This is a genomic window from Sorangium sp. So ce204 (genome assembly GCF_051526795.1).
Classification (GTDB): Bacteria; Myxococcota_A; Polyangia; order Polyangiales; family Polyangiaceae; genus Sorangium; species Sorangium cellulosum_B.
This window is the reverse complement of record NZ_CP150317.1, coordinates 9,287,755-9,311,727: the sequence shown is the minus strand read 5'-3', so window position 1 is coordinate 9,311,727 and position 23,973 is coordinate 9,287,755. Positions and strand designations below refer to the sequence as shown.

At 72.6% G+C, this 23,973-nt stretch carries 20 protein-coding genes; 8 read left to right on the top strand and 12 right to left on the bottom strand.

Annotation, left to right across the window (positions count from 1 at the left end; genetic code table 11):
* Positions 1 to 38: 38 nt before the first annotated feature.
* Complete coding sequence (locus WMF22_RS34860; protein ID WP_438032573.1) at positions 39 to 1,424, bottom strand: amidohydrolase family protein; 1,386 nt, start codon at positions 1,422 to 1,424, stop codon at positions 39 to 41.
* Between the two features lie 772 nt (positions 1,425 to 2,196).
* Here WMF22_RS34860 and WMF22_RS34855 point away from each other — a divergent pair.
* Positions 2,197 to 2,649 (top strand): hypothetical protein, encoded by a 453-nt coding sequence (locus WMF22_RS34855; RefSeq protein WP_437294284.1) that lies wholly within the window; start codon positions 2,197 to 2,199, stop codon positions 2,647 to 2,649.
* Positions 2,650 to 2,827: 178 nt separating this feature from the next.
* Here WMF22_RS34855 and WMF22_RS34850 read toward each other — a convergent pair whose 3' ends face one another.
* The 4 genes from WMF22_RS34850 to WMF22_RS34835 form a co-directional block, all read right to left on the bottom strand.
* Complete coding sequence (locus tag WMF22_RS34850; protein WP_437294283.1) at positions 2,828 to 3,706, bottom strand: transglutaminase family protein; 879 nt, start codon at positions 3,704 to 3,706, stop codon at positions 2,828 to 2,830.
* Between the two features lie 17 nt (positions 3,707 to 3,723).
* Positions 3,724 to 5,601, bottom strand: a complete 1,878-nt coding sequence (locus WMF22_RS34845) for an Hsp70 family protein (protein WP_437294282.1) — start codon at positions 5,599 to 5,601, stop codon at positions 3,724 to 3,726.
* Positions 5,598 to 6,242, bottom strand: a complete 645-nt coding sequence (locus WMF22_RS34840; protein WP_437294281.1) for a DUF2760 domain-containing protein — start codon at positions 6,240 to 6,242, stop codon at positions 5,598 to 5,600. Before WMF22_RS34840 ends, WMF22_RS34845 begins: the two co-directional genes overlap by 4 nt.
* 101 nt (positions 6,243 to 6,343) lie before the next feature.
* Positions 6,344 to 6,955: a hypothetical protein gene (locus WMF22_RS34835; RefSeq protein ID WP_437294280.1), complete on the bottom strand. Its 612-nt coding sequence runs from the start codon at positions 6,953 to 6,955 to the stop codon at positions 6,344 to 6,346.
* Between the two features lie 390 nt (positions 6,956 to 7,345).
* Between WMF22_RS34835 and WMF22_RS34830 the strand changes: the two genes are divergently transcribed.
* The 3 genes from WMF22_RS34830 (at position 7,346) to WMF22_RS34820 (ending at position 11,478) form a co-directional block, all read left to right on the top strand.
* A complete protein-coding gene (locus tag WMF22_RS34830) occupies positions 7,346 to 7,558 on the top strand; it encodes a twin-arginine translocase TatA/TatE family subunit (protein WP_044966375.1) in 213 nt (70 codons plus the stop codon).
* Positions 7,559 to 7,654: 96 nt separating this feature from the next.
* Complete coding sequence (locus WMF22_RS34825) at positions 7,655 to 10,801, top strand: MXAN_5808 family serine peptidase (protein WP_437294279.1); 3,147 nt, start codon at positions 7,655 to 7,657, stop codon at positions 10,799 to 10,801.
* Positions 10,802 to 10,923: 122 nt separating this feature from the next.
* Entirely contained in the window at positions 10,924 to 11,478 is a 555-nt protein-coding gene (locus WMF22_RS34820; RefSeq protein ID WP_437294278.1) for a TerB family tellurite resistance protein, read from the top strand.
* Positions 11,479 to 11,553: 75 nt separating this feature from the next.
* On the opposite strand, the gene WMF22_RS34815 is transcribed toward WMF22_RS34820, so the two are convergent.
* Complete coding sequence (locus tag WMF22_RS34815) at positions 11,554 to 11,859, bottom strand: hypothetical protein (protein WP_437294277.1); 306 nt, start codon at positions 11,857 to 11,859, stop codon at positions 11,554 to 11,556.
* An 82-nt stretch (positions 11,860 to 11,941) separates the two neighbouring features.
* On the opposite strand from WMF22_RS34815, the gene WMF22_RS34810 reads away from it, so the two are divergent.
* A complete protein-coding gene (locus tag WMF22_RS34810) occupies positions 11,942 to 12,913 on the top strand; it encodes a uroporphyrinogen-III synthase (RefSeq protein ID WP_438032572.1) in 972 nt (323 codons plus the stop codon).
* On the opposite strand, the gene WMF22_RS34805 is transcribed toward WMF22_RS34810, so the two are convergent.
* Both WMF22_RS34805 and WMF22_RS34800 read right to left on the bottom strand, forming a co-directional pair.
* Positions 12,901 to 13,716, bottom strand: coding sequence for a hypothetical protein (locus tag WMF22_RS34805; RefSeq protein WP_438032571.1), 816 nt, complete (start codon positions 13,714 to 13,716; stop codon positions 12,901 to 12,903). The two genes, WMF22_RS34810 and WMF22_RS34805, sit on opposite strands and share 13 nt — an antisense overlap.
* 85 nt (positions 13,717 to 13,801) lie before the next feature.
* Positions 13,802 to 16,567: a tetratricopeptide repeat protein gene (locus WMF22_RS34800; protein WP_438032570.1), complete on the bottom strand. Its 2,766-nt coding sequence runs from the start codon at positions 16,565 to 16,567 to the stop codon at positions 13,802 to 13,804.
* Between the two features lie 634 nt (positions 16,568 to 17,201).
* On the opposite strand from WMF22_RS34800, the gene WMF22_RS34795 reads away from it, so the two are divergent.
* From WMF22_RS34795 to pdxA, 3 genes are all read left to right on the top strand, one after another.
* A complete protein-coding gene (locus WMF22_RS34795; RefSeq protein WP_437294273.1) occupies positions 17,202 to 18,647 on the top strand; it encodes a TldD/PmbA family protein in 1,446 nt (481 codons plus the stop codon).
* A 203-nt stretch (positions 18,648 to 18,850) separates the two neighbouring features.
* Positions 18,851 to 19,705 (top strand): winged helix-turn-helix domain-containing protein, encoded by an 855-nt coding sequence (locus WMF22_RS34790; protein ID WP_437294272.1) that lies wholly within the window; start codon positions 18,851 to 18,853, stop codon positions 19,703 to 19,705.
* The gene (pdxA, locus tag WMF22_RS34785) at positions 19,702 to 20,805 is read left to right on the top strand and encodes a 4-hydroxythreonine-4-phosphate dehydrogenase PdxA (protein WP_437294271.1); all 1,104 of its coding nucleotides are present in this window, start codon (positions 19,702 to 19,704) and stop codon (positions 20,803 to 20,805) included. Before WMF22_RS34790 ends, pdxA begins: the two co-directional genes overlap by 4 nt.
* Before the next feature lie 34 nt (positions 20,806 to 20,839).
* On the opposite strand, the gene WMF22_RS34780 is transcribed toward pdxA, so the two are convergent.
* From WMF22_RS34780 to WMF22_RS34765, 4 genes are read right to left on the bottom strand one after another with little or no spacing between them, the layout of a single operon-like run.
* Positions 20,840 to 21,832 carry a ketopantoate reductase family protein gene (locus tag WMF22_RS34780; RefSeq protein WP_437294270.1) on the bottom strand — a complete coding sequence of 331 codons (993 nt, stop codon included), beginning with the start codon at positions 21,830 to 21,832 and terminating at the stop codon, positions 20,840 to 20,842.
* Positions 21,833 to 21,892: 60 nt separating this feature from the next.
* Entirely contained in the window at positions 21,893 to 22,345 is a 453-nt protein-coding gene (gene dtd / locus WMF22_RS34775; protein ID WP_438032569.1) for a D-aminoacyl-tRNA deacylase, read from the bottom strand.
* A 2-nt stretch (positions 22,346 to 22,347) separates the two neighbouring features.
* The gene (locus tag WMF22_RS34770; RefSeq protein WP_437294268.1) at positions 22,348 to 22,821 is read right to left on the bottom strand and encodes a hypothetical protein; all 474 of its coding nucleotides are present in this window, start codon (positions 22,819 to 22,821) and stop codon (positions 22,348 to 22,350) included.
* Complete coding sequence (locus tag WMF22_RS34765) at positions 22,818 to 23,501, bottom strand: hypothetical protein (protein WP_437294267.1); 684 nt, start codon at positions 23,499 to 23,501, stop codon at positions 22,818 to 22,820. The genes WMF22_RS34770 and WMF22_RS34765 overlap by 4 nt, the downstream gene beginning before the upstream one ends.
* Positions 23,502 to 23,973: the final 472 nt, after the last annotated feature.

Genomic DNA, 23,973 nt, shown 5'->3' with positions numbered 1-23,973 from the left:
GCGCGCGCCGAGCCCGCGGCGGCGAGCGCGCGTGCGGCTCACTCGGCCTGAGCCGGGCCGACCCACCTCCCGTTCAGCATCACCCGCTTCACGCGGCGCATCGCCCGGATGTCCGCGAGCGGGTCGCCTTCGATCAGGACGAGGTCGGCGAGCTTGCCCGGCTCGACGCTGCCGAGCCGGTCGTCGGCGCGGAAGTACCTGGCGTTCTCCAGCGTGCCAGCGACGAGGACCTCCGTGGGCGAGAGGCCGCTCTCGACGAGCAGCTCCATCTCGTGCTGGTAGGCCCAGCCTCGCTCGGCGCCCGGCGCCTTGCCGTGGGAGCCGACGACCACCCGCACGCCGGCGCGGCGCGCCGCGAGGGTGAGCTTCATCATGTTCTCGAAGCCGCGCACCTGGGTCTCCGTCGCGCCCGCGTCGCCGGCGCGGCGCTCGAAGATGGCGAGCGTCGGGGTGAGGAAGGTGCCCCGCGCCGCGAGCAGCCCGAGCAGCGCTCGGGTCCGCGGCGCGCCGAGGGAGATGCCGCGAAAGACCTCGAAGCGCCCCGGGAAGCGCGCGTCGTTGTCGGCGATCACCGACTGGCGGTAGCGCTCCGCCTCGCGCGGCGGCACGAGGGCCGTGCCGAGCGACGTGATGTGCTCGATGCCGTCGAGCCCGGCGCGGACCGCGGCCGCGGCGTCCACGGTCTCGAGGTGCGCGACGGCGATCACCCCGCGCGCGTGCGCGGCCTTGGCGACCTCCTCGACGAGCCCGAGGGGCAGGCGGAAATAGACCTTGATCGCCGACGCCCCGCGCTCGACCAGCTGATCGACGGCCCAGCGCGCCTCGGCCGCGTCGCGCACCAGCATCGCGCTCTCCGGATAGGCCGGATACGGCGCGTCGAGCAGCGGCCCCGCCAGGAAGAGCCGCGGCGTCGGGCCGAGCTTGCGCGCGCCGTCGTACGCCTCGATCCAGCTCCCCGGCTCGCGCAGCGAGGTGACGCCGCGCTGCAGGACGACCCCGGGCAGCCCGTCGTCGCCGTCGAGGTGGAAGTGCGCGTCGATGAGGCCGGGCAGCACCGAGAGCCCCGCGCCGGGGACGACCTCCGCGCCGGCAGGGACGTCGGTGGCGGCGCGCGCGCCCGCGGCGACGATGCGGTCGCCGCGGACCACGACGACGGCGTCGCGCACGGGCGGCCCTCCCCGGCCGTCGATGAGCGTGGCCCCGACGATCGCCGCGCAGCGCGCGGCGTCCGGCCGCGCGACGGCGTTGATCTCCCGTGGGGGCGAGAGCTTCGGCCGCCCTTCCGGCGAGGGCCATTGCACGGACGTGCTCGCGCAGGCGCACAGGCCCGCGAGCGTCGCCGCCAGACACACGCGCAGCACGCGCAACACGCGCAACACGCGCAACACGCGCAACACGCGCAACACGCGCAGACGAATGCTCATCGTGCCCTCCCCCCGTGACTCGCGACGAGCCACGCGCGTCGCTGCGCGGCGCGCGTGGGGCCGTATCGCTGGCGCCCGTCGCGCGCGACCGCAGCGCGAGGCCGGGCTCTGCGATCGCGCGCGACGCAGGCGCCGCGCCTCTGATCATAGCAGATCCGTGCTCCAGGGCCGCTGTCACGAGCGCTTTCCAACTTCCACCTTCAAGTCGTCGAAGGCGCGCGCTCCCGGCGGCGTCCGCCGTCATCTCCAGATTCGCGCGAGGCATCGAGATGGCGCAGGGCTGCGGTCAGCGCGCGGCGCGGGCGGCGGCGATCCCGGCGACGGCGCGGCGTTCCGTGGAGCACAAGGAGGCTCGGAACTCGCGACTTGCGGGATTCGGTGCCACGCTTGCGACGGGCGTGCGCCGCGAGCCCTCCGCCACGGCGATGCGCGCGGTTCGCGACGCGCGATCTCGGTGCTATTTCATCGGGGCGTCGGAGTCAGGCGATCCCCGAGCCGCGGGGGCTCGGTGGGCTCGTCCTCAACGCGCATGCCATGGTGTTTGGGGTCGCTCGACCGGGCGAGGCGCGGACAGCTGTTTTCGCGCGTCGCATGGAAGATAGTTGAGCGTCACAGCCTGGGTGGAGTAGTGTGCCGCCGCCGGCACGCGGGGGTTGTCGCGACCGGCGAGTCCCGGTGGGACTGACAGACGAAGCGACGATCGACGACGGGCGCTCGTTCGAGCGCGCCGGAGGACAACATGCGTAACATGAATCTTGTCAGCATTGGCTCGATGGCTCTCATCCTTGGCGCGACCGCCTTCTCCGCGGGGTGCGGGGACGACACCGAGACGACGGGCTCGGGCGGCGGGACCACCGCGAGCAGCTCGGCCGGCGAGGGCGGCGGCGGCGGCACGGGCGGCAGCGGCGAGGGCGGCAGCGGCGAGGGCGGTGGCGGCGGCACGGGCGGCACGGGCGGCAGCGAGGAGTGTGTGACTTGCTCAGCGCCTCTCGTGGCCGGCGCCGACCCGGCGGACCTCTGCGAGTCCTCGATCCCGAAATACCAGGCGGTTACGCAGTGTATCTGCGAGACGTGTGGCGTGGCGGAGGGCAACCCCTGCTATGTCGCGTGCACAACGGACGAGCCAGCGGACGCCGAGTGCGAGGCGTGCGGCACCGCGGCGGCTACCACCGCTGAGGGCGCGTGCATCGAGCAGGGCACCGCCTGTCTCCAGGACGGCCAGTGATCGCGACGCGCCGAGGTCTCGCGGATCCGTCCGAGCGACCTTCGGCGCTTCGCGCTGCGGCCGCAGGGAGGGGCGGGAAGCCTGCCTCGCCCGCGGCCGCCGTTTCGCGCTCTCCGCTGTCGCCGTGGGCTCGGCGCGACAGGCGCCTGTCGGCGGGCGGGCGATCCCGCGGAGAGACCTAGTCGACCTCGCTCACCGTCACATCGACGTTCATTGTCTCGGCGGCGGCGGTGTAGAGCGTCCCCGCTGTCGGCGTTGCGTCCATGTAGTTGCGGCCGTAACCGACCCGCACGTGGTCGAGGCTGGCCAGCACGCCGTTCGTGGGGTCGAACCCCTTCCAGCCGATGTTCGGGATGTAGAGCTGCACCCACGCGTGGGTCGCGTCGGAGCCGCCGCGGCTCGCGCCGACGTTGCCGGTATAGAGATATCCGCACACGTAGCGCGCCGGAATGCCGAGGAGCCGCGCCATGCAGATGAACAGGTTCGCGAAATCCTGGCAGACCCCGCGCCGGTTCACGAAGACGTCATACGGGGTGGTCGCGAGGTTCGTCGAGCCCGGCACGTACTGGTACTCGCGGAAGAGCGTCAGGTTGATCGCGAAGAGCGTCTCCATCAGGTCCGCGTCGTTCTTCTCGACGAACGACATGGCGTAATCGAAGAGCGCCTGGAGCTGGGTGTCGGGGAGCTCCGCCGGGCGCACGTACGGCGCGATGATCGCCTGCTCCCACGGCATCCAGACGAGGGGAAACGCGGGGCGCATCTTCTTCTTCGCGAACGCGAACGGATCGGCGTCGCAGAGCTCCACGATCGAGTCGGCCGAGATCGTGAGCACGGTATAAGGGGCGGTGATCTCGAAGCGCGTGACCCGGTTACCGAATACGTCCTCGAACTCCATGGTGGTCACGCAGGGATCGATCGTGAGCGTGTGCGAGAGCACCCGTTGATCCCGGTCGTGCACCGGGCAGAGATGCAGCTTGTGCACGCTGCGCTCCACCGGGCGATCGTAGGTATATCTCGTCGAATGGACGACGCGGAGCCTGCGAATCGTCGGTGCCATGTCGGGCACCCCCGCGCTCACGCCTCGGCGCGCACCGACAGCTCGATCCGCCAGCGCTCGTTCGGCTTCTGCGCCTCCCGGGGGATCGCCTCCAGGAGCAGCGTCCCCACCTCGGTGACCGACGCGCGCAGCTGCACCGGCACCATGTCGCCCTCGCGGCGACCCTCGGCGGGCAAGGTGACCTCGATCGGCGAGAGCTCCTCGAGCTCTCCGGGCTTCCAGCTCTCGAGCTCGGTCCCGGCCTGGTCATCCCGGCGCACCGACGAGCTGAAGAAGCGGAAGCGCACCGGCTCGCCGACCACCACGCCGAACTCCTGCGGCGGCAGGGTCGCCTCGGTGCCTTCCTCCATGCCGAACGGCGCGAGGCAGAGCGCCGTGATCGGCGGCTCCAGGCCGGGCACCGCGGGGACGGCCCCCTCGATGCCCACGTAGTAGGCCCGCGCCGTCCCGCCGCGGATCCGGAGCCCGCGGCCGCGCCGGGCGAGGCCGTAGGCGGCGGCGCCGCGCGCGACCGCGAGATCCAGGTCGTCGCTCGGGAGCACCCGCGGCCGGGGCGCGCCGTCCTGCTCGAGCCAGGCGCCGAGCGTCGCGACGAGCCGCTCGCGCAGCGCCGCGCTCTTCATGACGCCCCCGTTGAAGAGCACCGCCGTCGGGTGCAGGAGGAGCGGCGCGCGGCCGGGCTCGGCGTTCGCCTCTCCCTGCGGGGCGAAGCCCGGAAGCTTCGACGTCGCGCCGGCCTGCCGCCCCAGGAACGCGGCCAGGTGGCGGGTGATCGCCGGGTCCTGCGCGTACGGGAGGCCGAGCTGCGTCAGGCCGGCGCGCGCGCGGGTCGCGGGGCGCGCGGACGAGGGGACCTCGGGGAAGAACCCGTCCACGAGCGTCCGGGTGATCTCGTCGCGCGTGAGCTCGGTCCGGATCGCCGCCCCGAGCAGCTTCGAGCCGCGGCCGGCGATCGCGATCGGCGCCTCGTTGATCGACGGATCGCCGAGCAGCCGCTCCTTCGCGACGCGCGCGGCGTGGGTGAGCGACGTCATCTGCCAGCGATCGAGCTCCTTGCCCTCGGCGGCGAGCTTCGCCTTCACGACGTGCGCGAGCGCGAGGTCCATGTTGTCGCCGCCGAGCAGGATGTGGTCGCCGACCGCCACGCGGACGAGCTCGAGCGAGCCGTCGCGCGGGACCGCGGCGATCGCGGAGAAGTCGGTGGTCCCGCCGCCGACGTCGATCACGAGCAGCACGTCGCCCGGCTGGAGGTGCTTGCGCCACGCCTCGCCGGCCGCGTCGATCCAGGCGTACACGGCGGCCTGCGGCTCCTCGAGCAGGGTGAGGTCCTCGAACCCCGCGGCGCTCGCGGCCTCGACGGTGAGATCGCGCGCGGCGGCGTCGAACGACGCGGGCACCGTGATCACGATCTCCTGCTTCGCGAGGGCGAGCGCCGGATCGTCCTTCGCGAACAGGTGATCCCACGCCTCGGTGAGGTGCTCGAGGTACCGCCACGACGCCTCGACGGGCGAGATCTTCTCGATGTCCTCGGGCGCGCCGAGCGGGAGCGTCGATCCGCGCCGGTCGATGCCAGCGTGGCTGAGCCAGCTCTTCGCGCTCGAGATGAGGCGCGCCGGCGCGTCGACGCCGCGCGCGCGGGCGTGCTCGCCGACGGCGAAGCGCCGCTCGGCGTCCCAGGGCAGCGCCTGGGGGCCCTCGCTCTCGTGAGGGATGTACATGAAGGAGGGCAGGAGCGGCCGCGCCTCGAGCGTCCCCTGCGCCACGAGCTGCGGGGCCGCCATCACCTCGGGCGACGGCGTGAGCCGCGCGTCGGCTCCGTCCTCGGGCAGGCGCGCGTAGGCGAGCGCGCAGTGGGTGGTGCCGAGATCGATGCCGATGATGTAGCGCGCGCTCATAGCTCGACCTCCGCGGGGGCGATGATGCTGGCGTCGTGGCCGGCGACCGGCGTCGGCAGCGAGACGTCGTCGGCGCGCCAGCCCCGGTGGCGCAGCACCCCTCTGTAGGGCGCGGTCCCGGACACGTTGCCGATCAGCTTGATCTCGGAGGGGTTGTAGCCGGCCTCGAGCGTCACCTTCTCCCCCTCGTCCTCGCGCCGCACGGGCGCGAGCTTCGCGTGGCTGCGCAGCGCCTTGCGGCAGCCCTCGTGGACCATCCTCGCCGCCACGCCGACGTCCGCGTCGCCGAACGAGGCGATGTCCTGCTCGAGGAAGTCGACGAGCCGCCCCTCGCGCTGGAGCAGCGAGAGCAGCTGGAGCGCCGAGCTCACCGCGGGCGCGGCGTGCGGCGCGGGGGCGGCGACCGGCGCCGGCGCGGGCTCGCTCGCCGCCGCCGCCGCCGCGGCCTCGGGCGCGCCGCCTGTGCGGTCTCGCTCGATCCGTCGCGGCTCAGCGCGCTCGGCCGGCGGCAGGGCGACGGCAGAGCGCGCCTGCCACGCCCGCGCGGCGAACTGGGAATCGAACAGCACGCGGAAGAAGCACGCGAAGGCGAACCAGAGCCGCGTGGACCAGGGGAGCGGAGGATCGTGGAGGTCGGCCACGGCGAGAGCCTAACGCCGAGCGTAGGGATCGGCACAGAGACCGGCGCGCGGGGCAGGGGGGCGCCTGCCCCGCGCCGCCGCCCGGGGCGACCCCGGGCCCCTCAGAAGGTCGCCCGGAGGACGGGGACGCGGACCTCGTGCCCCTGCGCCACGCCGAACTTGAACATCTCGTCCTGCGAGTAGAGCGGCTTGAACGAGAGCGCGGGCACGCCGAGCGCGACCCGGCGCGGCGTGATGTCGACGAGGCCGAGCCGGGGCTCTTCCCGGCGGGACCGCCGGAGGATCTGCGCGGCGTCCGTCGTGAGCTGGACGTTGATCCCCGGCTGAGGGGGCTCCGCGGCCGGCTCGTTGCGGATCGGCTCGCTCTGGTCGGAGTCGGGGGGCTTGTACGCGGTGGCGTTCAGGGTGACGACGAGGGTCGGGATGACCAGCGCCATGCCGCCGGCGAGCATGTAGAGCGGCACCTCCGCGGGCGGATCCGCCGCCTCGACGAAGTAGCCGGCGACGCCGCCGCCCACCGCGCCGAGCCCGCCGAACACGAGGTACGGCCAGGCGCGCTCGACCCCGATCGCCCCCATGGTCAGCATCACGACCTCGCCGCCGAGCAGCGCGCCGCCGACGATCCCCTTGCCGTCGACGCTCACCGTGTCGCCCTCGCTCGCCTCCTGAGCGCTCGCGCGCCCGGCGGCGCCGGCGAGCACCGCCGCGGCCACCGACGCTCCTGCCAGACAATGCGCTGCCTTTCGATTCAAGCGGTTCATCGGCATCGTGTTTTCCCCGTGTCGACTGTCGCGAAGCCTGCGAGGGCTCGAGCCATGGATCACCGCCGGCCTCATCCGAGGTTGGCGTCCGGGCCGGCCGGCTGGCGATCCCGTGTGGGTCGTCGAGCCGTTCTTGATTTGTGAACCGCTGGCGGAGTGAACGGGTGCACACGCGCCTCGTCTCTCCTCCAGCGAAGCCGGTGCGCGAGCCTAGCACGGGTCTCAGCGCTTCGAACCGCTGCATTGCCGGTGCGGAGGATGGGTGGTATGGGTCGACGCAAACCGGGCCGTGGCCCGCCGACCTGCCGCCGAGCGCGCGGCAGCCTTCAAGGGATCAACGCTATGGGCCGCATCGGACCGCTCGAAATCGCTCTCCTTATCGGCCTCGCCTTGCTCCTCTTCGGCGCGGGGAGGATCGCTGACATCGGGAAGGGGATCGGCGAGGGCATCCGGAATTTCAAGAAGGGGATCCGCGACGACGAGGAAGAGGATCCCGCCAAGCAGCTGCCGGCGAAGCCCGAAGAGAAGCAAGAAGACACGCAGAAGCCCGTGTAGCGCCCGCGCTGGAACGCGGCGCTCGGGGGCGATCGGGGCGATCGCGCACCGACGTCGGTCGACGCTCGCTGGAGCGCGTCTATACTCGATCGCCGTATGCCTCACCGACCTCTGGAGCGCATCGCCAAGGCGCTCGTCGTCTCCGCCGCGTTCCCGCTGGCAGCGTACTTCGTCCTTCAGTTCGGCCCTGGCGGGCTCTGGCGCGGGTTCGAGCCGGCGCTGGCCGTCACCGGGCAGGTGGCCAAGGCGCCGTACGACCTCACGCGTCTCGAGGCTGTCAACGAGACGCTGAAGATGATCCGGGACAAGTACGTCGAGCCGGATCGCGTCAAGCCGAAGGAGATGCTGCTGTCGGCGCTCAACGCCGTCCAGCGCGACGTCGCGCAGGTGATCGTCCTCAACGAGGACCCGAACGAGGTCACCGTTCGCGTCGAGACCAGCGAGAAGAAGTTCCGGATCGACAACATCCAGGGCCCCTGGGACGTCTCCGCGCGCCTCCGCGAGGTCTTCACCTTCCTCCAGAAGAACCTCCGCGGCACGGAGGTCGATCTGCGGGACGTCGAGTACGCCGCGTGCAACGGCATGCTGCACACGCTCGACCCGCACTCGTCGTTCCTGAGCCCCGAGGCGTACAAGGAGATGAACCTCTCCACGTCGGGCGCGTTCGGCGGGCTCGGCGTCGTGATCTCGATCCGCGACCAGATGCTCACGGTCCTGAACCCGATGCCCGACACGCCCGCGGGCAGGGCGGGCCTCAAGCGGCTCGATCGGATCGTGAAGATCAACAACGAGTCGACGCTCAACATGCCGCTCGACGACGCTGTGCGGAGGCTCCGCGGCGATCCCGGCACCCCGGTCACCGTGTGGGTGACCCGCGAGGGCGACGGAGGGTGGCAGGGGCCGAAGGCCTTCGAGCTGACCCGCGAGGTGATCAAGGTGAGGTCCGTCGAGTCGCGCGCCCTCGATGGCGGCGTCGGCTACGTCCGGCTCAAGACGTTCCAGGCGACCTCGACCGCGGAGCTCGACGCGGCGCTCGACGGGCTGCGCAGCAAGGGGCAGCTGAAGGGGCTCGTGCTCGATCTGCGCGGCAACCCGGGCGGCCTGCTCGATCAGGCCGCGCGCATCGCCGACAAGTTCCTCGCCGACGGCGTCATCGTGTCCACGGTCGGCGCCTCCGAGGGGCGCGAGGAGAAGCGCGCCAAGGGGCCGGGCACCGAGCCGCTGTACCCGATCGTGGTGCTCGTGAGCGGCAACAGCGCGAGCGCGAGCGAGATCGTGGCCGGCGCGCTGAAGAACAACGATCGCGCCGTCATCGTGGGCTCGCAGACGTTCGGCAAGGGCAGCGTGCAGCTCGTCTTCCCCGACGTCACGGCCGAGAAGGCGGCCCTCAAGCTCACGATCGCGCAGTACCTGACGCCGGGCGACATCTCCATCCAGGGCGTCGGCGTCACGCCGGACATCGAGCTCGATCCCATGACGGTCGACGAGCTCGAGATGGATCTCACGGTCCAGAAGGACGGGCTCCGGGAGCGCGATCTCTCGGCGCACCTCTCGAACGCGCGCGCGGCGGCCGCGGGCAAGCCGTCCGAGGTCGTCCGCTACCAGCTCACGAGCGCCGACCGCGAGAAGATGCGGGAGCGCGGGGGCGACATCGACGAGGACTTCTCCGTCGACTTCCCCATCCGCTTCGCGCGGGAGCTCGCCGCGCGGATGCCGCCCTCCACGCCGAGGCTCCAGCAGCTCCGGGCGATGCACGACTACATCGAGCAGGTCGGCAAGGAGGAGCTCGGCAAGGTCGCGGCCGAGCTGACGAAGCTCGGCGTCGATTGGTCCGACGCGCCCGAGGGGGTCACGCCGGCGGCGAAGTCCGAGCTCGACGTGAAGGTCGAGACCGATCGCCCGAACGCCGAGGTGACCGCGGGGCAGCCGATGGAGCTCCGGGTCACGGTCAAGAACAACGGAAAGCAGCCGGTCTACCGGCTCCGCGGGACGACGGAGAGCGACAACCCGTACTTCGACAGCAAGGAGCTCATCTTCGGCAAGATCGGCCCCGGCCAGACGAAGAGCGCGAAGGCGCCGCTCGGCTGGTGTGAGGTCGAAGGGCGGAAGGTCGGCTCGACGAAGCCGAGGAAGGCGAACGAGAAGCGCGTCTGTTCGATCCCGATGGACGCCCTCTCGCGGAGCGACGGCCTCAAGGTGAAGTTCGAGGTCGCTGCCGCGCCGGAGCCGCCGGCGGTCGAGATCCGGCCCACGGTGCGCGCGCTCGACCGGCCGCTCTTCCAGTACGCCTACCAGATCGCGGACGACCGCGAGGGCAACGGCGACGGGCTCATCCAGAAGGGAGAGCGGGTCAGCATGTACCTGACCGTCAAGAACGTCGGCAAGGGGCCGTCGTACGAGACGCAGGCGAACATCGCGAACCTCTCGGGCGACGGGCTCATGCTGCACGCGGGGCGCTTCGACATCTCGAACATCAAGCCGGGCGACGTGCGCAAGGTCGTCTTCAGCTTCGACGTGGAGCAGCAGCTGTCGGAGCCCGAGGCGACCCTCACGCTCTCGGTCGGCGATCGCGATCTCCGCGAGTTCGCCAGCGAGAAGGTGAAGATCCCGATCTCGCCGCGCGTCCAGCTGACCGGCGGCGGCTCCACCAGGAAGGCTGGGGCGGAGGGGGCGACCCTGCTCCCGTCGCCCGAGGCGAGCGCGCGCGGGTTCGGCCGGCTCCCGGCGGGCGCCGTGGTCAAGGTGCTCGGCGAGGCGCCGGGCGGGTTCCACAAGATCGACCTCGGCGCGGGGCGCTTCGCGTTCGTCGCGGCGCGCGAGGTGGCCCCTGGCGGCGGGCCGGCCCCGGCGGCGGTCGCGTTCGAGGACCTCTACTCGCACGCGCCGCCGACGCTGGACATCGCCGCGGCGGCGCTGGCGACGACGGCCGGCACCGTGAAGATCACGGGGACGGCGTCGGACAGCGAGCGGCTGCTCGACACCTTCATCTTCGTCGGGTCGCGGAAGCTCTACTACAGGTCGAACCGCGACGGCGCCGACCCGAAGAAGGCCGAGTTCGCGTTCGAGGCGCCGCTCCGGCCGGGGGTCAACGTGATCACCGTTGTCGCGCGCGAGACGCCCGACACCACGACGCGGCGCACGCTCGTGGTGCGCAAGGACGGGCCTGACGGCTCGATCCTGAAGACCCCGAAGTCCGACAACCCCGTGGACGATTGGATTGCGGACCGCGGCGGCGAGGAGTAGGCCGCTGGAAAATGGACGAAGGCGAAGACAGCCACGGCGACATGGACGACCGCGGTGACGGGCGTGACGGGCGGGGCTCCGCCGGGCTGCCCTGCCCGGCGAGGATCTGGTAGCCTCATCACGTGGGACTCCTCGCCTGGCTCGGCCTGAAGCAGGGGGGCTCGTTCCCGAACCTCGACGCCCTCCTGACGGAGCTCCGCGCGGCGCTCCCGGACGACGAGGCCGTCGTCCTCCGCTACATCGCCACCGTCATCGTCCTGCTCGGCAAGGTCGCCTGCGTCGACGGTCGCTTCTCCGACAAGGAAGACGAGCTGCTCCGCGAGCTGCTCACGCACGTCGACGGGCTCGCGCCGAGCGGCGTCGAGGCGGTGTTCAACGCCCTCCAGGGCAAGCTGCCCGCGCTCCAGGAGGGCGAGGTCGACCGCTGTTACCGCGAGCTCAAGGCGCTCTGCAACGCGAGCGAGCGGGTGGAGGTCGTGCGCCTCTTGATCCGGCTCGCGGCGGCGGACGGCGCGCCCACGCCGGCCGAGCGGGCCGAGATCGAGCGCATCGCCGAGGAGCTCGGCGTCTCGCTCGCCGACATCGAGCCCGACCTCTCCGTCGAGGCCGGCCATCCGGCTGGCTCCCCTGCGCCGCCGGACGACCGGAGCGATCCCGGCGGCGAGCCCCCGGCGTGAGCCGGGCGCAGGCGCCGCTCGGCTGATCCGTCGCGCGCGTCGCGCTGCTGCCGGGCGTCCGTGGCGCTCGGCCGATCAGTCGCGCGCGTCGCGCTGCTCGGCGCTGCCCTCGGGGCTCGGAGCGCGGCTCGCGAGGCCGAGCGCCCGCCGCTGCTTCAGCGCCGTGAGCGCCACGAACAGGACGAACAGGACAGCCCCGAGCACCGCCACGAGCACGCCGAAGTTGAAGAGGTAGTGCGCGCCCTGCGCGCCCCCCACCCCCATCAAGAAGATGCCGAGCAGCGCGATGCCCGCGCCGATGACGGGATCAGGGCCGACGTCGTTCTCCGACGCCGCACGCGAGAGCCCGCTCCCCTGGACCCCGGAAGCCTCGTTGCTCATCGGATGGCTCACACGGAGGAGCTTAGCAAACTGGTCCACCGCCCGAAACCCGCCAGCGCCGGACCCGGGCTATGCTGCGCGGGTGAGCACGCCCACCCACCCACGAAACGACCGTCCGTCTCCGCCCGCGCCGTCCGACTTCGCCGGGCGCCGCGTCATCTGCTTCGAAAGCCGCCGCGCCTCCGAGATGGCCTCGCTGATCCAGCGGCATGGCGGCGTGCCCGTCACGGCGCCCACGCTCCGCGAGGTGCCCATCGAGAAGAACGAGCGCGCCCTCGACTTCGCGCGGCGCCTCGCGGGAGCCGAGTTCGACCTCGTGATCCTGATGACCGGCGTCGGGACCCGGGCGCTCGTGGCCGAGGCGGCGCCTGCGCTCGAGCCGAACCAGGGCGGCGGCGAGGCGTCCGGTAGCGACGGTGACGCGGACGCCCAGGGCGTATCTCTCCTGGCGGCGGCGCTCTCGTCCGTGCAGGTCGTTGTGCGCGGCCCCAAGCCGGCCGCGGCGCTGCGCGAGCTGGGCCTGACCCGCTTCACCACCGTCCGCGAGCCGAACACCTGGCGAGAGATCGTCGAGGCCGTCAGCGCGCTCGGCGACCTGCGCGGAAAGCGCGTCGCCGTCCAGGAGCACGGCGCGCCGAGCCACGAGCTCTACGCGAGCCTCTCGGCGGCCGGCGCGCAGGTCACGCCGGTGCCGGTGTACCGCTGGGCGCTCCCGGAGGACACGGCGCCGCTCCGGCAGGCGCTCCGCCTCATGGCGGACGGCGGCGCGGCGATCACGCTCTTCACGAGCCGCGCGCAGGTCGAGCACGCGCTCCTCGTGGCGGCCGAGGAGGGGCTCGTCGAGCGGCTGCGCGCCGCGCTCGCGCGGGGCGTGGTGGCGTCCATCGGGCCGGTCTGCACGGAGGCGCTGCGCGCCGAGGGGATCGAGCCGGATTTCGAGCCCGAGCACCCGAAGATGGGCCACCTGGTCAAAGCGGCGGCCGCGCGCTCGAGCGAGATCCTCGTCGCGAAGGGAAATCGGGGCGACGCGCCCCCGCCGGCTCAGTCTTCGTAGTCGTCGTACGCCTCGTCCTCGTCGGCGGAGCGCGCCACGGTCGCCGGCCGGGGCGCGGGGCCGAGCGCCGCGCCGGCGGCCGCGCGCTCCTCCGTGTCCGCGTGGCCCCTGTCGATCAGCTCGGCGCGGTAGAGCACGCGCCCGTCCTCCGCCGTGATCTCACCGCCCACGTCGCCCCAGACGAAGTCGTCGCTCTGGAGCGTGCGCATCGTCGCCTTCGTCTTGCCGATGCGCACGCGGAAGCTCGTGCGCTGGCACGGGATGGAGGAGCCGCCGACCTCGACGTTCACCGCCTCGCTGCCGAGCACGTCCTCGTTCTCGTCGGCGGCGAGCGCGGTCTTGGCCATCATCGCGTCGTAGGCCGAGAGGGTCGCCGGCCGCTCCGCGCCGTCGTCGATCCACGCCGCGCCGAGGATCTCACCGCGCCTGCTGGGCTCGTCGCTCATGCGGACCCGCAGCGCCTCGGTCTGCTTGCCGTCCGCGAGGGTCACGTCGACAACGAGGACGTCCCCCTCGCGCGCGACGACCCGCTGCGTGAGGAGCAGCGGCGTCTTCCTGAAGCTGCCCGAGAACCGGTAGGCAACATAATCGCCGGGCTTGCGCGCGCCGGGCGCCTCCTCGGCGATCGCGCCGCGCTCGTCGAGCGAGCCCTTCGCGCGCTGCGGGACCTCACGCCGCGCTTGCGCCGCCACCTTGGCGGAGGCGTCCTGCGGGCGACCGGAGCGAGCGTTCGTCTCGATCCCGGCGCCGCAGCCGGCAGCCAGGACCGAGGTGAGGGCGGCGAGGAGGAGCGGTCGGTTCATGCTCGTCCGGTACCGGAGAGCGCCCGCCATGGCCCAATTTCTGGCGGTTCCAGGGCGCGCCCGCGCGACCGCACGCGCGCGGTGGTCAGGGCAGCTTGCCGCTCGGGAGCATATCGTCGAAGGCGGCGTCGAATTCGTCCGCGATCATCTCGGCGCCGACGGCGCGCGCGGCCGGCTTCGGGACGTCGATGCGGCGCAGCCGCTCCGCCACGCTGCCGCGCGGGTCGCTGTAGCTCGGGCTCATCCGGGCGACGCGCTGGAAGTAGTAGAGCGCCTGCTCGGGGACGCCGCGCATCTCGTAGGCGTTCGCGATCTCGTAGGTCAGCGCGAGCTCCTGCTCGACCGTCTTGTGCGAGGCGTGCAGCCCGCGGATGAGCGCGTCGATGCCCGCCTCGATGTTGCCCATCTGGAGGTGGGTGACGCCGATCATCGACTGGCAGACGCACTCTCGGCCGGGGTCGCGGGCGGCGAGCTCGAACTCGCCGATGGCGTCGGCGTAGAGGCCCATCTCCTTGTAGGCGACGCCGAGATCGTAGTGCGTCGACGCGTCGGACTCGGAGATCTGCGCCGCGACGCCCGCCTTGAACTGCTCGAAGACGCTCTCGACGCTGATCTGCCGAGGATCGTCCTGGACGCCCGTCACCGAGCCCGGCACGACCTCGAGCTCGTCGATCATCTTGAGCGACTCGGCGATGTCGAACGCGCGATCCTCGTCCGGCCGCTCGCTGCCGCGCGGGACGGCCCGCGTGCCGCTCTCGTTGTCGGTCGCCGCCCGCACCACCCCCCGCGCGTCCGAGGCCAGCTCCGTGACCTCGCGCAGCCGTTCCATCAGGAGCGGGTGGTTCGGCAGCCGCGCCAGCTGCTCCTCGAGGATGTTCCGCGCCTCGTCGAACATCCCGTGCTGCGCGAAGAACTCGACCTCCTCGAGCGCGTCCTCGTCGAGCGCGTCCGCGCGCCGCAAGGAGCCCGGCGGCACGGAGCGGCCCGACACTGGCCGGACCGACGCAGGTCGGCCCGGCACCGGGCTGTACAGGGCCGGCGGCGGCGCGGCGAGCACGGGAGGGGGAGGTATCGAGGACGCCGGGGGCGGAGCCTGGGACGCAGCGACGGCGAGGGGGTGCTCAGGCACGCGGCTCGGGTTGACCGACGCCGTCTCCTCCTCCTCGTCGTCGATGGCCTCGAGCTCCTCGACGTCCTCGAGCTCCTCGACGTCCTCGATCGGGAAGCTCGGCAGCGGGGGCTCGTTCGCGAACGGATCGTCGAGGTGCGTGACGAGCTCGGGCCGCCGGGGGAGCGCCTCGACGACGCCGTCTTCGTCGAGGGTGTACGCGGGCAGCGGCGCGTCGGGGTCGTAGAGGTCCTGGCTCGGCACCTCGGACGCATACGCGTCGTTCTCGCCGGCCGTCGGCGAGGCTCCCGGCCCGGCGGCGTCTTCCTCCGCGAGCTCCTCCTCCTGCGGCACGGCGTAGCCGAGCAGGTTGAGCAGCTCCGTGGCCTGGGCGTTGCCGGGATCGAGGAGCAGCACCTCGTCGAGGAGCCTCGCCGCGTCGTCGACGGCGTCCTCGCTGGCCAGCTGCTGCGCGAACGCGAGCATCTGCTCGACGGCGGCGTCCTGGTCGCCCGCCTCGATGAGGACATCGCAGAGCTTCTCGCGCAGCTCTCGCGCGGCCGGCAGCCGGGCGACGCCGCCCTTGAGGAGGGCGACCGCCTTGTCGTACTGCCGGTCGCGCCGGAGGCTCTCGGCGTGCGCGACGAGCTGCCTCGGGCTCGCGATCGGCGACGTCGAGGGCTGCGACGCGCGGAGCGGGATGGGCATCGCGGAAGCGGGCTCGTCGTCCTCGACGTCGAGCTCCTCCGCCTCCTCGTCGTCGTCCTCCTCCTCGAGCTCGACGTCGATCGACGCGCGCGTGTTCCTCGACGAGGGCGCGATCTGGGCGGCGAGCTGGCGCACGCCCTCGTCGTTCGGGGCGCGCATGATCAGGGCCGAGACGAGCGCGGTGAACTGGTCGACCCGCCCGGCCTCCTTGGCGATGCGCGCCGACTCCTTCTGCACCTCGATCGCCTTGGCCGGCTGCCCGAGCAGGTCGAAGGCGCGGGCGAGGAGCGCGAGCGTCTCCAGGTCCTTCGGGTTCTCCTTGAACGCGATCTGGAGCTTGGTCAGGGCCGACATCCCGTCGCTCGGGTCGCCGCGATCGAGGTAGATCTCGGCGGCCATGCGGGCGAATCGGGCGTCGGGGCGGTGCTGCAGCAGGCGCTCGACCACCTTCAGCGCGTCGTCGCGCCGCCCGAGCTTGAGCAGGAGCTCGGCCGCCGTCCCGAAGCGCTGGATCGCGGCGTCGTAGTCGCGGACCCGGATCAGCGCCTCCGCGAGGCGGAGATAGGCGAGGGGGTTGTTCGGGTCGAGGTCGACGACCCGCTTGAAGATGTCGATCGCGTCGCGGTCGCGCCCCGCGCGGAGCAGGCGCGTCGCGACCTCGTCGTAGGCGGCGAGCGCGTCGCTCGTGAGCCCGAGCTGCGTGTAGATCTCCGCGAGGCGCGGGACGATGTGGCCGAAGCGATCCTCGTACTGCGGGACGTGCTTGTGGATGATCTCGCGGATCTGCTTGTAAACGGCGATCGCCTTGAGCGCGAAGCCCTGAAGCGAGTAGAACTGGCCGACGCGCTCGTAGGTGGTGATCGCCTCGACGTACTCCTCCGTCTTCAGGTAGAGGTCGCCGATCTTGAGCAGCGTGCGGACGTCCTTCGGATCGTCTGCGACCAGCTTCTGGTACTCGGCGATCGCCTTGTCGAAGCGCTTCCGCTCGACAAACTTCTGCGCGGTCTGGAGTACCTTGTCGCGATCGACCGCCACGGCGATGGGAATCTCCTGCTGAGGGCAGCAAGGCGTTGCTCGGGCGCCTCGTCGGCATCCCTCACCTCGCCTAAAAAACACCTAGCCAATCCCGCCACCACGTACAAGCGCGCGGCACCGGAAGTTCCGGAAGCTACCGCGAAGGTGCTTGTTTGCAGTGCGCGGCCCCCCGGGGGCCCTTGTCTGGCGACGCGGCGACCGCCTGGCGCGGTGGCCGCGAGCCCCCGCCCCGGTCGGACGCTGGGCGGGTCCGGTCGAGGCGCGTCGAAGAGCGCGCCCTACGCTGTAGGAACGCGCTGAACGGCCGGGGATTCACGAAGATCGCGGGGAAGGTGGCGAGCGCCGCCATTCCCGCGAAGACAGCGTTAAGCCTAGCAGTCGAGCGGCCTTGTTGCACATTTCGTGCGATCTTCCCCGACCCGCCGCTGCTCCGCGGGTGACCCCGCGATCGCGGCGTGCGCGCCGGGCATGGGCGCGCGGGCGATGTATGCGCGCCGCGCCCGATGAAAGGGCAGGGGGCAGGTCGCGAGCTCTGCCGTCGCCGGGGGCGAGCGCGGGCGGCGGCGGGAGGGCGCTCCGGAGCGCCGCCGCCGTTTCTCGACCGTCCCGGCGAATGGACCTAGAGTTGGGCACCATGTCGCGCAGCCAGGCCTACCGTGCCCCGTTCGCTCCTGGAGAGGAAAATGCCGTCGACGCCGCGCTTTGCGAGCGGCTCCTCTCGGTCGCCCTGTCCAAGGGTGGTGATTACGCTGACCTCTTCTTCGAGTACCGCGCCGGAGGCGGGTTCACCTTCGACGAAGGGATCCTCAAGGCGGCCTCGCGTGGGGTGTCGATGGGGGTCGGCGTCCGCGTCCAGCGAGGAGACGCGACCGGGTACGCGTACACGGAGGACCTCACCTGGGAGGCGATGCGGCGCGCCGCCGAGACGGCGGCGCAGATCGCGACGGGCTCGGGCGGCAAGGAGAAGATCGAGCTCAGGCGCCGCGAGCTGCCGACCCGCTACGAGCTGCCCAGCATCTCGCTCGACGCCCCCGGGCTCGCGAAGCGCGCGCTGCTCGAGCGCGCGAGCGCCGCGGCGCTCGCCTACGATCCCAGCATCGTCAAGGCGGAGGCGAGCTTCGTCGAGGAGGTGCGCGAGGTCCTCGTGGCGACGAGCGACGGGCGGATGGCGCACGACGTCCAGCCGCTCATCCGCTTCGGCGTGCGCGCGCTCGCCGAGCGCAGCGGAAAGCGCCAGGAAGGCTCGAGCGGCGGCGGCGGGCGCATGACGACGGCCTACTTCGAGGGCAAGTCGCCGGAGTGGCACGCCGAGGAGGCCGCGCGGCAGGCGGTCGCGATGCTCGACGCCCGCGACGCGCCCGCCGGCGAGATGAACGTCGTGCTCGCCCCGGGCGACAGCGGCATCCTGCTCCACGAGGCGGTGGGGCACGGGCTCGAGGCGGACTTCAACCGCAAGGGGACCAGCAACTACGCGGGGCAGATCGGCAAGGACGTCGCGAGCCCGCTGTGCACCGTGGTGGACGACGCGACGCTCCTCCAGTCGCGCGGCACGATCAACGTGGACGACGAGGGCCACGAGCCCGAGCGCAGCACGCTCATCGAGAACGGCAAGCTCGTCGGGTACATGCACGACCGGCTCTCGGCCCGGCACTTCGGGCTCACGCCGACCGGCAACGGGCGGCGCGAGAGCTTCGCCGCCGCGCCGATGCCCAGGATGACGAACACCATCCTGCTCGCGGGCCCGCATGATCCCGAGGAGATCGTGAGGTCCGTGAAGCGAGGCGTCTTCGCGAAGAAGTTCGGCGGCGGCCAGGTCGACATCTCGAACGGCGATTTCGTGTTCTCTCTGACCGAGAGCTACCTCATCGAGGACGGCAAGCTGACCGCGCCCCTCAAGGGCGTGAACCTCATCGGCAACGGCCCCGAGGTGCTCCGGCGCGTCACCATGCTCGGCCACGACGTCGCCGTCTCCGACGGCATCTGGACGTGCGGCAAGGACGGACAGAGCGTCCCCGTGGGTGTTGGCTGCCCCACAATCAAGATCGATCTCATCACGGTCGGCGGAACGCGGATCGGCTGATTTTCAAGGCTGGAACGCCAGGCGGAAGGTAAGCCCCGCAGCGGTATTGGTGGGTTTAGCGCGGTGCGTCTTGCCGGCCCGTCGTGACACCCGTATACGGGGCGTTCATGGCGCGTCGCTCGTTCATAGCCATCGTTGGACACGGACCGGATCTGGAGCGCGACGAGGGTGCCGCATCGGTCTTGCGCTCGCTGGGCGCTGACGTGCGAACCCTGGATCTCTGGGATGATCCACCGCGGCTCTTCCACGACGACGAGAGCAAGGCGCGGGCGATCGTCGTCGAGGCGCTCGACAGGCCGGACCTGGCCGCCGCGGCGCTGCGCGCGCTGCGCCGCGAGCCGCGCCTCGAGGAGGTCGGCGCGCTGGTCGCCGTGAGCGTCGCGCAGATCGCGCGGATCGAGCCGTCCAGCGGCTTCGACGACTTCCTGCTCGTGCCGTACGTGCCCGCCGAGCTCTACGCGCGCGTGCGCCTCGTCGAGTGGCGCCGCAGCGAGTTCGCGACCGAGGAGCGGGTGAAGGTGGGCGCGATCGTCATCGATCGCGCGGCCCACGACGTCTCGGTCGGCGGCATGCACGTGCCGCTCACCGCGAAGGAGTTCGCGCTGCTCTCGTACGTGTGCGAGCGCCGCGGAAAAGTTGTGTCGCGGACAGAGCTTCTTCGCCGTGTCTGGGGCAGCCAGTACGAGGGCGGCGCGCGGACCGTCGACATCCACGTGAGGCGTCTCCGGGCGAAGCTCGGCGCGGCGCTGCCGCTCGTCACGCTGCGCGGGGCCGGGTACCGCCTCGAGTCGCCGATCCCCGGCGCCGGTGGTCCCGAGGGCGGCGACGCGAGCAGGGCGCTCCAGCGGGGCGGGGCCGGCGAGGAGGCCCAGGGCGACGAGCGCGGGGAGCTGCGCGACGAGGACGAGGACGAGGACGAGGACAGCGACGACGAGGGCGACGAGGACGAGGGCGAGGGCGAGGGCGACGAGGAGGAGGCCGCGCAAGCCAAGCGGCGAGCGGCGCCCTCGGGGAACGACGCCACGCCGTCCGGGCGCGAGCGGCGCATCACCCGATGACGTCGCCGGTTCGCCGCGGCGGCGCGCGAACGACCGCCGCCGGTGCGGCGCGCGGCGGCGGTCGCTCACGCCCCGCCGGGCCGCCGATCGTCGCGATCAGCGTCGGGTGCCCCAGCGGGGTGGGCCCCGAGGTGGCCGTGGCCGGCGCGGCGTCCGTCGAGGGCGCGCGCTGCGTGCTCGTCGGCGACGAGGCGATCATCCGGCGGGCGGCGAGGCTCGTCCGGGTCGCGGCCCGCCGGCTCGTCGTCGTCGATGGGCGCGCCGCCATCGAGGAGCTCGCGCCCGGCTCGATCGGGCTCTGGGCGGGCAGCGCGCGGCTCTCGCGGGCGAGCGCGTTCGGTCGGCCCGAGGCCGAGGACGGCGCGGCGCAGCTCGCGTGGATCGACGCGGCGACGGACCTGGTCCGCGAGGGCGTCGCTGCGGCGCTGGTCACGGGGCCCGCGTCGAAGCACGCGATCGCCACGAGCGGCGCGCCGGGGTCCGCGGACTTCCTCGGGCACACCGAGCACCTGGGCCGGCGGCTCCGCGCGCGCGAGGTCACGATGGCCTTCGCCTCGGGCAAGCTCGTGACCGCCCTCGTGACGACCCACGTGCCGCTGCGCGAGGTGCCGGACGCGGTGAGCCCGCGCGAGGTGGCGCGCGCCGCGGTGTGGCTCGCGCGGCTGCTCGGCGATCTCGGCCGCGAGAGGCCGCGCGTGGCCGTCGCCGCGCTCAACCCGCACGCAGGCGAAGGCGGGCTCCTCGGCGACGAGGAGCAGGTGCGGATCACGCCGGGGATCCGCCTCGCGGCGCGGCGGCTCTCGCGCTCGGGCCCGGCGGCGGAGCTGACCGGGCCCGTCGGCGCGGAGACGGCGTTCCGGCTCGCGGCGCGCGGCGCGCTCGACGGGGTCGTCGCCATGTACCACGACCAGGCGACGATCCCGAGCAAGCTCCTGGGCTTCGGCGAGGCCGTGAACGTCACGCTCGGCCTGCCGATCGTGCGCACCAGCGTCGACCACGGCACCGCGTACGATCTCGCGGGCACGGGGCGCGCCGATCCGCGCGGCATGCGCGAGGCGATCGTGCTCGCGGCGCAGCTCGCGGCCGCGCGCGCGCGCTGACGCAGCGCCCGCGCGCAGCGCAGGAAGCCGCGGCTCAGCGCGCCCGCGGGCGGCCGCCGAGGTGCGCGAGCAGCCGCTCGAGCGCCGGCATGCTCACGCCGCGCTCTCGGCCCATCTCGAGGATGGTGGCGCCCATCGCGAGGTGCTGCGCGTGAAGCTTGGGGCCGAAATGCACGTCGAGGAACCGCAAGAACTCCGGGGCCAGCAGGCGCACGAGCGCGACGCCCGGCTTGAGCGTGAGCGGCCCGATGAACCGGAGGAGGAGCTTCGTCCACGGGGCCACCTTGCCCAGCCGGTCCGCGAGCGCGACGGACTCCCTGGTGGCCTCGATCACGGTGCGGAGCACGCCGTCGTTCTCGAGGAGGGCGCTCGCCCCGCCGCCCGCGTCGATGGCGGCGATCAGCGGGAAGAACGCGGTCGTGGTGGCCACGTTCTGCGCGCCCACGTCGGGCTCGAGCCGCGCCGGGACACCGGCGCTCGTGAGGCGGCGCGCGAGCTCCTCGAGCGGCGGTCGCTCCGCGGGGGCGCCTCCCTCTTCGTCGATGAGCGTGGGCGCGAGCTCGGTGATCCAGGCGCGGACCACGCCGCGCTCGTCGAGGTAGCCCGAGACGCCCGGCATCGCGGGGGTGATGCGGCGCTGGGCGGCCTCCTCGAGGTCGGCGCGCTGCCTGGGCAGGAGCGGCGTGAGCACCACGGCGGGCGCGGCCGGGCCGCCGCGGAGCAGATCCGCCACCGACCTGCCGCCCGCCGCGCGCTGCGCGGCGCCGCCGGGGTCAGCGCGCGGGACGAGCTGATCGAAGCGCACGGTGATCAGGACGACGTCCGCGTCGGCCGGGATCTCGGCCGCGAGGCGCGGGCGATCGAGCGTGTCGCGTCGATCGGCGCCGTTCACCTGCTCGACCACGAACGGCCGTACGTCGCCGGCGCGCTCGGGCCGGACCACGAACGTGACGTCGTCTCCCTGGGCGGCGAGGCGCACGCCGTAGATCCGCCCGAGCGCCCCCGCGCCCACGATGGTGACCCGCATGGCTCCCCCGTAGCCTGCGCGGCGCTCGGGGAAAAGGGGGTGGCCGTCGCCGCCGATCCCTCAGAACGTCCGCTTCGAATCGATGAGGATGGTGACCGGGCCGTCGTTCTCGACGAACACGCGCATGTCGGCGCGGAAGCGGCCCGTGGCGACCGTGAGGCCGCGGGCCCGCAAGGCGGCGACGAAGCGATCGTACAGCGCCTCGGCGCGCACGGGCTCCATGGCGCCGTCGAAGCTCGGCCTCAGGCCGCGCCGGACGTCTCCGAAGAGCGTGAACTGGCTGATCGCGAGCACGCCGCCGCCGCGCACGTCCGCGAGCGCCCGCGACATCTTGCCGGCGTCGTCGCTGAACACGCGGAGGCCCGCGATCTTGCTCGCGACCTGGTCGGCGTCGGCGTCGTCGTCGTCCTTCGCGGCGCCGACGAAGGCCACGAGGCCGCGCTCGATCGCGCCGACCACCTGGCCCTCGACCTCGACGCGCGCGCCGAGCGCGCGTTGAACGACAGCGCGCATCGCTAGCGCTGCGCGGCCGCGCTTCGACTGGGCGCCGCGGCGGGCTCCGCCCCGGTGCCCGCGCTCAGCCCGAGCTCGCGCATCAGCTTGGCCGTGAGCTTGAAGTAGGTGCTGCGATCGTACGGCTGGTTGAGGATGTGGAAGTCCTTCCGCACGAGGCCCACGCAGCCGAAGCAGTAGGTGCAGCCGGTGCAGTCGACCGAGCGCACGAGGTACGACGACTGCGTGCACCGCTCGGACGCGACGCAGTGGCTGCACGCGATGAGATCGCGGCAGCCGCGGCAGTGCGTGCTGTCCGAGGAGCGCTGGGTGTCGACGCAGTAGTGGCACCGCTGCAGCGCCTTCGAGTTGCGGCAGAACGTGCAGTCGACGCAGCGCTCGCACGAGACGCACGCGACGCACCGCTCGTTGCCGGTGCCCGTCTCGAACGCCTGGATCAGCTTGCGGAGCTCGGCCTCGAATTCCGCGCGCGTCATTCCGCCTCGCCGCTCGCTTCGGAGACGCCCCCGCCCCCGCCGCCCCGGGCCGCGCCGTCCGGGGCCGGGGCCTCGGGCCTGCCGCTCACCTGGCGGCGCAGCCGCTCGGCGGCCTCGCGCGTCGCGGGCTCCTCCGCGAACTCCTCGATGCGGCGGAGCCGCGACTCGAGCACGGCGCGCCGCTTCGGCAGCTCGCCGACGAGGATGCCCGCGAGCTCGTCGATCGCCTCCTGGATGCGCTGCTCGTCGCTGTGCTCGAGCAGCTGCAGGTACACGTCCTGCTCCGCGGGGAAGGCGTGGCCGGCGCGGAGGAACTCGTTCGCGGCCTTGGAGATGTTGGGCCGGCCCGACGCGCAGAGCAGCTTCGACAGGAGCCGCTGGCGCTCGACGGCCTTCGGGTCGCTCTGCGGAGGCGGCGCGAGGACGATGCGCCCCGGCGCCTTGGACGCGGCGTCGCGTCCGGACTTGACGCGCCCGCCCTTGCTGTCCTCTGCCTCCGGCTCCTTGCGCGGAGAGAACAGCGCCTCGAGCGCGGCGCGGTGTTGCTTGGCTGCCCGCCGGTCCTCGCCGGTCTGCGTCGGACGCGGCAGCCCCGCGCTGTTCGGCTGACCACGGCCATAGGCCGTGTGGAGCTCGGGATTGTGCCAGACCTTGGTTGCGTCTCTACGAATTCGCCGCATGTCGTGCCCCTGGTGACCTCGGAGCGATCATGGACGCGCCACCGGGTTCGGCTTCCGCATCCCGCGTGTGGCGCCCCGCTTGCATCGATGTTGTGGTGAATGAGGCTGGTGCGTGTTGGGCCGGGCGCTTCCCCCGCGATCCGCGATGGCCCGGACGATGTTGCGCAAGGGACGCGACGCCTATCTCCGCGCTGATCACGCTGGTTGCGTTGATCGTGAAGGTAGGGCCACGCCGCAGTGCGTGGTGCGCCGGGCGATACCCGACCGCGGACCGCGTGACGAGGGGCTCTGCCCCCATGCACCCCGGAGCCGCGCTCACGACCCGACCGCAGTCGCGAGGCAGCTGGGTTCCTACCACAGCCTTTGGTCAGCGCCGCAGAAAATTGGGCTGCCCTCCGCACTTCATGCCATTCCTGTCCTCAGGGTTCGGTCCCTTCTGAGCTTGCCTTCCGAGTCTCCCTTCCGAGGTTGC